Origin of the sequence: Lichenicoccus sp. (assembly GCF_965277665.1) — a bacterium.
Taxonomy (GTDB): domain Bacteria; phylum Pseudomonadota; class Alphaproteobacteria; order Acetobacterales; family Acetobacteraceae; genus Lichenicoccus.
In genome coordinates this window covers 214419-226273 of record NZ_OZ255835.1, presented here as the reverse complement: position 1 = coordinate 226273, position 11855 = coordinate 214419, and the positions used below count along the sequence as shown (strand labels likewise).

Genomic DNA, 11855 nt, shown 5'->3' with positions numbered 1-11855 from the left:
CCGGCCCGGCAGATTGTGGCCCTCCGGGCTTCGGGCTATGTCGAGCCGATGCAGGCCATTCCACGCCGGCTCGGCCGGCGATCCGGGCAGAACGGTGTCCCCGACCTCCTGGCGCCCCAGCTCCTGGCGCCCCAACTCCGGACACCCCGACTCCCGGCGCCCCAGCTCGGGGTAGCGGGACCGGGCACGCGGATCGGCACGCCGCCGAGCTTCGACCATCCGGGCGATCATCCGGCCCGGCTGCCGCCCGCCCGGCGCATCCTGCGGCGCATCCGGGTCATCCGGCGCGGGATCGTCATCATCGCCTGGACCGGGTTCTGCGGCGTGGTGCAGTCGGCGCTGCTCGGCATGCCGGGACGCGGCAAGGCCGGCTTCGCGCGGACCTACTGGAGCGTCGTGTGCCGCCTGCTCGGACTGCAGGTGCGGGTGCTGGGCGAGGCGGCCGGCAAGGTCGGCGAGCGGCCTGTCGTCTATGCCTCCAACCATTCCTCCTGGCTCGACGTGCCGGTGCTGGGCGGCCGGCTGCTGGCCTGCTTCGTCTCCAAGGACGATGTCAGCCACTGGCCGGTGGTGGGCCAGGTCGCCCGCCTGGGCCGCACCATCTTCGTCAGCCGCCAGCGCGGCACCACCGGACGTGAGCGCGACGCGATGCGCCACCGGCTCGGCGCCGGCGACGACCTGATCCTGTTCCCCGAGGGCACCAGTTCGGACGGCGCACGGGTGCTCGCCTTCCATTCCTCGTTCTTCGCCGCCGCCAAGCCCTCCGGCCTGCAGGCCGCGAACGCGATCCGTCCGCTCGTGCAGCCGGTCTCTGTGGTCTATGACCGCCTGGCGGGGTTGCCGGTCAACCATGCCCGCCGGCCGGTGTTCTCCTGGTATGGCGACATGGATCTGGCGTCGCATTTCTGGCAGCTGGCGCAGTGGCGGACGATGCGCGCGACCATCCTGCTGCATGCCCCGCTCGATCCGGCGGACTTCCCGACGCGCAAGGCACTGGCCCAGGCAACCTGGAACGCGGTGGCCGCCGGCGCCGCGGAGCTGCGCCAGAATCGCCCGGTGCCGGTTTCGGTGCCGGCACCCGGGGCCTCGCCCCGCCCGGTCGCCGCCGCGGCGGACCGGCAGGCCGGCCGATCCCTCCGCCCCGGGCATTCCGTGCTTGACAAACCCACGGCTTCCTTTGCCTGATCGTTCCGAACCCGGGCCCAGGAAACCAGCCATCGCATGACCTGCCGTCGGATGCCGCCGTGCGTTGGTTTGCCCGCGACCGCTTCGCCAGCATGACGCCCCGCATGACGAAATGAGCCGCCCTTGACCTCTGAGCGGTCAACCCGGATTGCTCCGGCAGAGAACGGGATTGACCCGTCCGCTGCCGGACCGCTGCTCAGATGAATGCCACTTCCCTGCCCGCTCCCGCCGCCGCACCGAAGCTGCTCCACATCATCACGTGGGGCTGCCAGATGAACGTCTATGACAGCGCGCGCATGGCCGACGTGCTGCGCCCGCTCGGCTATGCGCCGGCCGAGAGCGCCGCGACGGCGGACATGGTGATCCTCAATACCTGCCATATCCGCGACCGCGCGGCCGAGAAGGTGTTTTCCGAACTCGGGCGCCTGCGCGCAATCAAGCAGGCGCGCGCCGAGGCCGGGCAGGACACCATCCTCGCCGTCGCCGGCTGCGTGGCGCAGGCGGAGGGGCGCGAGATCCTGGCCCGCGCGCCCTATGTCGACATCGTGCTCGGCCCGCAGACCTACCACCGGCTGCCCGAGATGGTGGCGCGCGCGGCGCGTGCCGCAGGCGCCGTGATCGAGACCGATTTCCCCGCCGAGCAGAAATTCGACTTCCTGCCCGACGCGACCGGCCCGCAGCTCCCAGGCGGCGTCACCGCCTTCCTCACCGTGCAGGAAGGCTGCGACAAGTTCTGCTCGTTCTGCGTGGTGCCGTACACGCGCGGCGCCGAAGCCAGCCGCCCGGCGGTCTCGGTGCTGGCGGAAGCCCGCCTGATGGCACGACAGGGCGTGCGCGAGATCACGCTGCTCGGCCAGAACGTGAATGCCTATCACGGCGAGGGTCCGGACGGGCGCATCTGGAGCCTCGCCCGGCTGCTGCGCGCGCTCTCGGACATCCCCGGCCTCGCCCGCCTGCGCTACACGACCTCGCACCCGCGCGACATGGACGAGGCGCTGATCGCGGCGCATGGCAGCCTGCCGGCGCTGATGCCGTTCCTGCACCTGCCGGTCCAGTCCGGCTCCGACCGCATGCTGGCGGCGATGCGTCGCGGCCATGACGCCGCGTCGTATCGCGCCCTGGTGGACCGGCTGCGCCGGGCGCGCGCCGACCTCGCGCTGTCGTCGGATTTCATCGTGGGCCATCCCGGCGAGACCGAGGCGGATTTCGACGCGACGCTCGCCCTGGTGCGCGATATCGGCTTCGCGCAGGCCTTCTCCTTCAAATACTCGCCCAGGCCGGGCACGCCGGCCGCGGGCGCCGGCCATGCGGCGCCGGAGGCCATCAAGGACGAACGCCTGCAGCGGCTGCAGGCGCTCATCCGCGAGCAGCAGGACGGCTTCAATGCGGCCAGCGTCGGGACGCGCGTCCCGGTGCTGTTCACCGGCCGCGGCCGCTACCCGGGCCAGATCGGCGGCCGCTCGCCCTGGCTGCAGGCCGTGCACGCCGCCGGCCCCGAAACCCTGATCGGCACCCAGGCCATGGTGACGATCGAGGCGATGCGCACCAATTCACTGACCGGAACACTCTTACGGGAGAGAGCCTGCGCTTGAGCGATCTGTCAGCTGCACCCCTGCACACCCAATCCGAGCCGGCCGCCCTGGCCCCCGGCGCCCGGAATGCCACCCTGCAATTCAGCGACAATGCCCGATTGGCCATGCTGCTCGGCGACCATGACCGGCATCTGGTCCGGCTCGAGCAGGGGCTGGGCGTGCGGCTGTCATGCCGCGGCAACCGCATCGCCATCTCCGGCGACCCGGGACGCGTGGCGCTGGCGCGCTCGGCCATCACCACGCTGTACCGGCGGATCGAGGAGGGCGGCAGCGTCGACAGTGCCGAGGTGGACGCCGCGATCCGCATGTCCGGCCGGCACGGCGACGTGCTCGACCTGCGCCGGGCGCCCGCTGGGAGTGGTCCCCCTGGAAGTGGCAACGAGCGCGCAACGTCGCTACGCAGCGCCTCGGGCCTGTTCGCGCCGGCCGCCGACAACGACCCGCGGCTGCCGTTCAGCGACCTGCCGGCGATACGCACCAAGCGCGGCGCGATCAGCCCGCGCTCGCCGGGCCAGGCCGGCTACATGGAAATGCTGACCGGCCACGAGATGGTGTTCGGCATCGGGCCGGCCGGCACCGGCAAGACCTACCTCGCGGTGGCGCAGGCGGTGGCGATGCTGCTGGCCGGGCAGGTCGACCGCATCGTGCTCTCCAGGCCGGCGGTCGAGGCGGGTGAGCGGCTCGGCTTCCTGCCGGGCGACCTCAAGGAGAAGATCGACCCGTACCTGCGACCTCTGTATGACGCGCTGCACGACATGATGCCGGGCGACCAGGTGGTGCGACGCATGACCGCCGGCGAGATCGAGGTGGCGCCGCTCGCCTTCATGCGCGGGCGCACGCTGGCACATGCCTTTGTCATCCTAGACGAGGCGCAGAACACCACGGCCGCCCAGATGAAGATGTTCCTGACGCGGCTCGGCTCGGGCAGCCGCATGGTGATCACCGGCGACCTGAGCCAGATCGACCTGCCGCACGGGGTGACCAGCGGCCTGCGCGAGGCGGTGGAGACGCTGGAAGGGCTGCCCGGGATCGGCATTGCGCGCTTCGAGAGCAGAGATGTGGTGCGGCATCCGCTGGTGGCGCGTATTGTGGATGCCTATGACCAGCGGGCGGCGGCCGAGCGGGATTCCCGCAGCAGGACGCGCCGGGAGCACAATGGAACCTCGAAGTAGATCCTCCCTCGCGGGAGCGAAATCAGCAGACTGCGAGGCCGCCGAGATCCCGGCGGGCGCCCCCGAGATTATCGTCATCGATGCGCGCTGGCGCAGGCTGGTGCCGGGCGCCGAGCGGATCGCGCGCCGGGCCGCCGCCGCCGCGGGAGGCGCCGGATCGGTCGTGCTGGACCGCGACCTGCGCGTCCGCCACCTGAACGCGCGCCATCGCGGCCGCAACAGGCCCACCAACGTGCTGACCTTCGAGACGCCTGCGGGCATGCCGGGAGGCGATATCGTGCTGGCGCTGGAGACGGTCCGGCGCGAGGCGTTGTCCGCGACGCGGCGCCCGGCGCACCATCTGGCGCACCTTGTCGTGCATGGGGCGCTGCACCTACGCGGCCACGACCATCATCTGGCGGGCGAGGCGCGTCGCATGGAGATGCGCGAAGCCCGCATCCTGCACCGGCTCCGCGTCCCGAACCCCTGGAAGCCGAGGCCGGTACCCGGCGGGACGGGGCCGCGGTGAGCCAGATGCCGGACGGCGTGCCCGAGCAGGCGCCGCCATCGCCACGGCGCGGACTGATCTCGTTCTTCGGGCGCCGGCGGGTCGAGCAGGGGCGGCTGCGCTCCTCGATCGCCGCCCTGGTGCAGGAGGCGGCCGAGGCGCCGCAATCCGGCGGCGAGCCGCCGGAGCTCGACCGGCAGGAGCGCGCGCTGATCGCCAACGTGCTGCGCCTGCGCGGCATCACCGCGGACGACGTCATGGTGCCGCGCGCCGATATCGTCGCGATGGCCGCCGCGACCACCCTGGACGAGGCGCTGACCTTCCTGCGGCGCGAGAACCACTCGCGCCTGCCGGTCTATGGCGAGCAGCTCGACGACATCCTCGGCATGGTGCACATCAAGGACCTGCTGGCGTTTTCCGGTGATCCGGCCAGCTTCCAGCTGCGATTGATCCTGCGCCAGCCGCTGATGATCGCGCCGCAGATGCCGGTGCTCGACCTGTTGCTGCAGATGCGCCAGCGACGCATCCATCTTGCCCTGGTGGTCGACGAATATGGCGGCATCGACGGCCTGCTGACCATCGAGGACCTGGTCGAGACCATCGTCGGCGACATCGCCGACGAGCATGACGAGCCGGCCGTGGTGATGCTGGTCGAGCGGCATGACGGCACCTTCGACGTCGATGCGCGCCTCGAGATCGACGAGTTCGAGGCGCGTCTCGGACCGGTGCTGACCGAGGACGAGCGCGACAGCGACATCGAGACGGTTGGCGGCCTGGTCTTCATGCTGGCCGGCCACGTGCCGACGCGTGGCGAGATCCTGACCCATGCGGGCGGCATCGAGTTCCGGGTGCTCGATGCGGACGCCCGGCACATCAGGCGGGTCAGGGTGCGGCTGCCGGAGGCGCCGTCGCCGCACGCGGATGCGGCCGGCGCCGATGCAGCCGGCGCACGGCAGGTCTGACGGCCGCCGAAGGATCGCGCGCGACAAGCGCTGGCCATCTGTTTATCGTCACTTTCTGGAAACGATTGCGTACGATCAAGGTCGAGAGGCCGCGATGAGCCTATTCACCCAACCGGGTCATGCCAGCACGGCCGACCTGCTGATGGACGATCCGCGTGTCGCCGGGGCGGCCAGCATCGAGACCTCCGGGCACCGGCACAGCGTCCGCGTGCTGCCCGATCCGCGCTGGCTCGAGGCGCAGACCCGGCACGCCTCGGTGGCGGCGAGCCGTTCGCTGCTCGGCTGGCAGAGCACCCATGACCTCGCCGACCGGGTGCCGCAACGGGCGCCGCAGCCGGGCCTCGACGGCTGGGCCGACAGCTTCACCGGGCGGCCGCCTTCGGACGGCGCCATGCGCGTGTGGCTCGACGCGATCGCGTCCCGGCTGCTCGCCCTGCCGCACGCGCGGGTGCGCGAGATCGGCTGCGGCACCGGTCTGCTGGTGCGCGAACTGGCCACGCATTGCCGCGTTTACGAGGCCTCCGACGTCTCGGCGGTGGCGGTGTCGCAGCTCCGGGCCTGGCTCGCGACCCGGGACGACCTGCGGCACGTGCGCACCCGGCGCCAGCCGGCGCACGAAGGCGGCGGTGCCGCGGCCGGCTTCGACCTGGTGGTGATCAACGCGGTCGCGCAGCACTTCCCCGATGCGGACTACCTGCGCACCGTCCTGGACGCCGCCTGGCGCGACGTGGCGCCCGGCGGCCACCTGGTCGTGGGCGACGTCCGGCTGCTCGGGCTGCAATCCACCCTGGTCGCGGCCAGCACACTGGCACGGGCGCCGGGCGGTACGCCGGTGCACGCGCTGCGCCAGTCGATCCACGCCACCTGGCTCGCGCAGTCCGACCTGGCCCTGGACCCGGCCTTCTTCCATCGCTTCGCAAGCGCCTGCGGGGCCAGCGTGGCGGTTCGTCTCAAGCCGGGCGACGACGCCCTGGAGATGATGCGCTACCGCTGCGACGTCGTGCTCGGCAAGCCGGCGTCGGCGCAGGCGGTATCGCTGCCGGCCGCATCGCTCGACAGCGTCGAGGCGCTGCGCGGGTGGCTGGCCGCCGGACGGCCCGGCCGGGTCCTGTTGCGGGCGCAGCCGGACGCGCGCCTTGCCGCCGACATCGCCGCGCACCGCCTGATCGCCAGCGCCGTCGACTCCATGCTGGTGCGCGAGGTGCGCCGGCTGGTGGCCCTGCAGGTCGTGGCGGACCGGCCGGCCTCGGGTCCCGAATTCTTCCATAACATACCGCTCCCTTATCAAGTACCGCGCGGCGCCGGCGGCTCCGATCCGGCGGCAATCGCCGCGCTCTGCGCGGCGCAGGGCTGCTCGACGATGCTCCTGGCCACGCCGTATGCGCAGGACGCCCGGTTCGACCTGCTGGTCGAGCGCCACGCGGCAGGGGCCGGCACCGGGCAGGTACCGGACCTGCAGCCGGCGCCGGACTCCGGGCCGCTCGACGATCCGGCGTTGGCCAGCCATCCGCTGCTGCTGCAGTCGCTGCGGCGGCTGTCGGCCTCGCTGTACAACGAACTGGCCCGCCTGCTGCCGGAAGCCGACATGCCGGCGCGCATCCTGCCGGTGGTGCGCCGGGACCAGCTCATCCACGGCGCACCCTGAGAACCGCCGCGCGTTAACCCTTGGGTGATGCTCCGGGCGCAGGATGCCCGGATGGCGGACATGGCACCCACCGGAACGGTCCAGCAGGCGGGGGTGCAACAGGCGGGCGCGCGCCCGGCGCCGGCCGCCGGGGCCGGCCATGGCGGCCTGTTCCACGAAATCCTGTCCGACCTCAACCCGCTGCAATACATCCCGGTCGTCGGCACGATCTACCGGGCGGTGACCGGCGACCAGGGCAACGCGACGCTGCGCTTCGTGGCCTCGATCGGCACCAGCTTCGCCCTCGGCGGCCCGGTCGGCGTCGCGGTCACGGCGGCCGAGGAGATCACCGGTATCGACCCGGCCCGCATGGCGGTGAATGCGGCCCTGCACCTGCTGCATCTCGGACATGGCAAGGCAGCGGCGGCCACGCCGGGGGTCAGCGGCCCGGCTGCCGACATGGACACGGCGCTCGCCCAGGTGCAGCCGTTCCCGCAGCGTCCCGCCGGACAGGCCTACGACGCCGAGACCCTCAACATGATGGAGCTACAGCGGCTGCACGGCTAGAGCAGCATCCGATCAATTGGAATCGCTTCGCGATGCCAAGTATCGGATAAAGCTGCTCTCTCAAGCGACAAGCTGAGCCTGATCGATCGGATCAGGCTCTAGCAGGGTGCTGAAAAACCCGAGAACGATGCAGTCGCTATGAAACCAAAGCAGGCCAAGGGCTTCGCCCCTGGACCCCATCAAAGGCTAGCCTTTGAAATCCCTGTATTTTTAGAATCGGGGTCCGGGGCCTTCGGCCCCAGCGGGACCAGGGCAGCGCCCTGACGTTGCTTTTTCAGCAGCCTGCTAGAGCAGCTACTTGACCGAGAGCTGGAAGTCGGTGGTCCAGGACTGGCCAGTCGGGGTGATCACCTGGATGGTCAGCAGGTCCGGACCGACATAGCCGGGCTGCGGCTGATAGGAGGCCGACACACCATCCTGTGGATGCAGGTTGCAGGCGGCGCGCTGGTTCTGGGGCGCATAGTTCGGATAGAAGCGGCCCTTTTCGATGCTCGCGGTGCCGTGCTGCGGCAGCGTCAGCAGCTGGACCGTCCAGTACTGATGCAGGCTGCAGTCGGCATGCAGGCTGAACCAGCTGTTGATCTGGCTGCGCGTGTTGGCGGCGACCGCGAACGGGATCACAAAATGGTGGCCATTCGCCCGGTCCGCATTCGGGTTGAACAGGTCGCGCTCCCCTCCCTGCAGCTGCGCGCCCGGTCCCGGTTCGGCGGCGCATCCGGCGAGAAGAAGGGTAGCCGCAAGCAGTCCTCTGATCCGCATCATCCGCCCTCTATCTGACGATCGAGATAGTGTCAGGCGATGTCCGGCTTCGCATCCGCAAATTAAAGCCCAGGCGCTCTTGTTCCTCTGTCGCGTAGCACAGCGCCTTGCGGAGCCCACGCTGCGGGCTATTGTGAACAGAGTATGAACGCGCTCCTTCCGACTGCCTTCGAGGCCTGGTTCGCCCGGCGCGGATGGGCGCCACGGGACCATCAGCTTGCCGTGCTGGACGCGGCAGCACAGGGCCAGGATGTGCTGCTGATCGCGCCGACCGGCGGCGGCAAGACGCTCGCCGGGTTCCTGCCCAGCCTCGTCGCCCTCGCCGGGACCGCCTGCGATGGGTTGCACACCCTCTATGTCAGTCCACTGAAGGCGCTGGCCACCGACATCGCCCGCAACCTCATCGTGCCCGCCAGCGAGATGGGGCTCGGCATCGGCATCGAGACCCGCACCGGCGACACCCCCGCAGACCGCCGCGCGCGGCAGCGCGAGCGGCCGCCGCAGATCCTGCTGACCACGCCGGAAAGCCTGGCGCTGCTGCTGTCGCGGCATGATGCAGCGGGCTTTTTCGCCGGCCTCCGACGGATCGTGATCGACGAGGCGCACGCGCTCGCCGGCACCAAGCGCGGCGACCAGCTGGCGCTGTGCCTGGCCCGGCTGTCGAAGCTCGCACCGGCGGCGCGGCGCATCGGCTTGTCCGCCACCGTGGCCGATCCCGACCTGCTGCGTCGCTATGTCGGGCTCGACCGCCCGGCCCGGTTGATCGAGGCCGCGGCGGGTGCGGCACCCCGGATCGGCCTGATGCTGCCGCAGGAGCGGGTGCCATGGTCCGGCCGGATGGGGCTCGCCGGGGCGTCCGCGATCCTCGAGCGGATCGGCCAGGCCGGCATGACCATCGTGTTCGTCAACACCCGCGCCCAGGCCGAGCTGCTGTTCCAGGCGATCTGGCGCATCAACGAGGCGACCCTGCCGATCGCGCTGCATCACGGCTCGCTCGACATCAACCAGCGCCGCCGGGTCGAGGCGGCGATGGCGCGTGGGATCGGCACGAAGGACGGGGGGACGAAGGACGGGGGGACGAAGGACGGCCTGCGCGCGGTCATCGCCACCTCGTCGCTCGATCTCGGCATCGACTGGGGCGGCATCGACCAGGTGATCCAGGTCGGCGCCCCGAAGGGGGTGTCGCGCCTGCTGCAGCGGGTCGGCCGCGCCAACCACCGCATGGACGAGAGCTCCGTCGCCCTGCTGGTGCCGGCGAACCGCTTCGAGGTGCTGGAGTGCGAGGCGGCGATCCAGGGCGTCGCCGCCGGCGAGCTGGATGGCGACCCGCCGGTGCCGGGCGGCCTCGACGTGCTGGCGCAGCACCTGCTGCTGATGGCGGCCTCGGGGCCGTTCGCGATCGAGCCGATGTACGACGAGGTGCGGCTGGCGCAACCCTATGCCGGCCTGTCGCGACGCGACTTCGACGACGTGCTCGGCTTCGTCGCGGATGGCGGCTACGCGCTCGCCGCCTACGACCGCTACCGCAAGCTGTTCCGTGACGCCGAGGGGATGGTGCACATCCGTGGCGAGCGCGTGGCGCGGCAGGCGCGCATGAATGCCGGCACCATCGTGGAGGCGCCGGTGCTGAAGGTGCGGCTCGGCGGCCCGCGCGGCCTGGTGCTGGGCGAGATCGAGGAGAGCTTCGCCAGCCATCTGCGCGCAGGCGACGCGTTCATGTTCGCCGGCCGCAAGCTGCGCTTCCTGCGGCTGCGCGAGGTCAATGTGGAGGTCGCCGAGGGCGGCAGCGTCGATCCGCTGGTGCCGACCTGGGCCGGCTCGAGGAACCCGCTGACTTCCGGCCTGGCAGCGCGGGTGCGGCGCATGCTGCACGACCCGGACGCGAGGCGGCTGTATCCCGAGCCGGTGCAGGAATGGCTGCGCCTGCAGCTCGCGCATTCGGTGCTGCCGGGGCCGGACGACCTGCTGGTGGAGATCTTCCCTCGCCACGGGCGGATGTTCCTGGTGGCGTACTGCTTCGAGGGGCGGCTCGCGCACCAGACGCTCGGCATGCTGCTGACCCGCCGGCTGGCGCGTGCGGGTGCCGCGCCGCTCGGCTTCGTCGCCAGCGACTATGCCATCGCGATCTGGTGCGCCGAAGCGCCGCCCGCCGATATCGGCGCGCTGTTCGCCCAGGAGATGCTGGGCGACGACCTGGAGGCCTGGATGGCGGAGAGCTCGATGCTGCGCCGGACGTTTCGGAATGTGGCCGTCGTCGCCGGCCTGATCGAGCGGCAGCATCCGGGCGTGAGTGCCAGCCGCCGCCAGGTCACGGTGAATACCGACCTGATCTACGATGTGCTGCGCCGGCACCAGCCCGACCATGTGCTGCTGCGCGCGACCCGCCAGGAGGCGGCCGGCGGGTTGACCGATATCGGCCGGCTGGGCGACCTGCTGGCGCGCGTCGAGGGCCGGGTGCGGGTGATGCGGCTGGACCGGGTGTCGCCGCTGGCGGTGCCGGTGATGCTCGATATCGGCCGCGAGCATGTGCGCGACGAGGATGCCGAGGACAGCCTGCTGGCGGAAACCGAGGCGCTGATCGCGGAGGCGACCGGGCAGGCCGAGCCCTCGACGGAGGAGATGCGTATCGCACCCGGCCATGCGCAGGACTTGCGGCGGCTGACCCGCCAACCCCTCTCCCAGAAGGGGGGACGCCGGCCCCGGCCCTACCGGAGTGGCGCAGGCCGACCGGCGCGGAGCGCGGAGCGCTCGTGAACGCTGCCCCTCTGCATCTGGCCGGCGAGCGGCTGATGCTCGATCCGGCGGGCGTGCTGTACTGGCCGTCGGCGAAGCTCCTCGTCGTCGCCGACCTGCATCTGGAGAAGGGCACGGCGGCCGCCGGACGCGGCGCGCTGCTGCCACCCTGGGACACGGGCATCACGCTCGACCGGCTGCTGCTGCGCGTTAAGCACTGGCGCCCGGAGATCGTGGTCGCACTCGGCGACAGCTTCCACGACCGGCGTGCGTCGCGCCGGCTGGCGGCCACGGATGCCGAGCGGGTGCGCCGGCTGGGCAGCCTCGCCCGGCTGGTCTGGGTGCTGGGCAACCACGACCCGGAGCCGCCGGATGGCCTGCCGGGCGAAAGCGCGCAGGATTGGGCACTCGGTCCGCTGCGCTTCCGCCACCAGGCGCTCGACGGCCTGGCGTCCGGGGAAGCGGAACTCTGCGGCCATCACCATCCCAAGGCATCCATCGCGACGCGCGGCGGCGCCGTCTCCCGGCCCTGCTTCGTGGCCGACAGCCGGCGGATGATCCTGCCCGCCTTCGGCGCCTACACCGGCGGCCTCGACGTCGCCAGCGCCCCGATCGCCCGGCTGTTCCCGCGCGGCGGCCGCGCCTTCCTGCTCGGCTCGAAACGCTTGTTCAGTTTCGCCCTGGGCGGCACACCACCGGGGCCCCGGGAGGCCAGAACCGACGCCCGTCTCAACTGTTGACCTCACCGTCGAGATCAGGAAGTGCCGGATGCCA

General features: G+C 71.4%; 10 protein-coding genes. 9 read left to right on the top strand and 1 reads right to left on the bottom strand.

The window, feature by feature from the left end; translation table 11 throughout:
* Positions 1-15: 15 nt before the first annotated feature.
* From ACQY4O_RS01045 to ACQY4O_RS01015, 7 genes are all read left to right on the top strand, one after another.
* Positions 16-1185 (top strand): lysophospholipid acyltransferase family protein, encoded by a 1170-nt coding sequence (locus tag ACQY4O_RS01045; RefSeq protein ID WP_428374396.1) that lies wholly within the window; start codon positions 16-18, stop codon positions 1183-1185.
* A 200-nt stretch (positions 1186-1385) separates the two neighbouring features.
* Positions 1386-2777, top strand: coding sequence for a tRNA (N6-isopentenyl adenosine(37)-C2)-methylthiotransferase MiaB (miaB, locus tag ACQY4O_RS01040; protein ID WP_428374395.1), 1392 nt, complete (start codon positions 1386-1388; stop codon positions 2775-2777).
* A gap of 104 nt (positions 2778-2881) precedes the next feature.
* The gene (locus ACQY4O_RS01035) at positions 2882-3949 is read left to right on the top strand and encodes a PhoH family protein (protein WP_428378066.1); all 1068 of its coding nucleotides are present in this window, start codon (positions 2882-2884) and stop codon (positions 3947-3949) included.
* Complete coding sequence (gene ybeY / locus ACQY4O_RS01030) at positions 3933-4457, top strand: rRNA maturation RNase YbeY (protein WP_428374394.1); 525 nt, start codon at positions 3933-3935, stop codon at positions 4455-4457. Before ACQY4O_RS01035 ends, ybeY begins: the two co-directional genes overlap by 17 nt.
* Positions 4458-4462: 5 nt before the next feature.
* Positions 4463-5398, top strand: a complete 936-nt coding sequence (locus ACQY4O_RS01025; RefSeq protein ID WP_428378065.1) for a hemolysin family protein — start codon at positions 4463-4465, stop codon at positions 5396-5398.
* A 94-nt stretch (positions 5399-5492) separates the two neighbouring features.
* Positions 5493-7043 carry a class I SAM-dependent methyltransferase gene (locus ACQY4O_RS01020; protein WP_428374393.1) on the top strand — a complete coding sequence of 517 codons (1551 nt, stop codon included), beginning with the start codon at positions 5493-5495 and terminating at the stop codon, positions 7041-7043.
* A gap of 60 nt (positions 7044-7103) precedes the next feature.
* Positions 7104-7589 carry a hypothetical protein gene (locus tag ACQY4O_RS01015; RefSeq protein ID WP_428374392.1) on the top strand — a complete coding sequence of 162 codons (486 nt, stop codon included), beginning with the start codon at positions 7104-7106 and terminating at the stop codon, positions 7587-7589.
* Between the two features lie 294 nt (positions 7590-7883).
* On the opposite strand, the gene ACQY4O_RS01010 is transcribed toward ACQY4O_RS01015, so the two are convergent.
* The gene (locus ACQY4O_RS01010) at positions 7884-8351 is read right to left on the bottom strand and encodes a hypothetical protein (RefSeq protein ID WP_428374391.1); all 468 of its coding nucleotides are present in this window, start codon (positions 8349-8351) and stop codon (positions 7884-7886) included.
* Between the two features lie 141 nt (positions 8352-8492).
* Here ACQY4O_RS01010 and ACQY4O_RS01005 point away from each other — a divergent pair, with 141 nt between their 5' ends.
* Together ACQY4O_RS01005 and pdeM are read left to right on the top strand one after the other, a co-directional pair.
* Positions 8493-11102 (top strand): ligase-associated DNA damage response DEXH box helicase, encoded by a 2610-nt coding sequence (locus tag ACQY4O_RS01005; protein ID WP_428374390.1) that lies wholly within the window; start codon positions 8493-8495, stop codon positions 11100-11102.
* A complete protein-coding gene (gene pdeM / locus ACQY4O_RS01000; RefSeq protein ID WP_428374389.1) occupies positions 11099-11821 on the top strand; it encodes a ligase-associated DNA damage response endonuclease PdeM in 723 nt (240 codons plus the stop codon). Before ACQY4O_RS01005 ends, pdeM begins: the two co-directional genes overlap by 4 nt.
* Positions 11822-11855 lie beyond the last annotated feature (34 nt).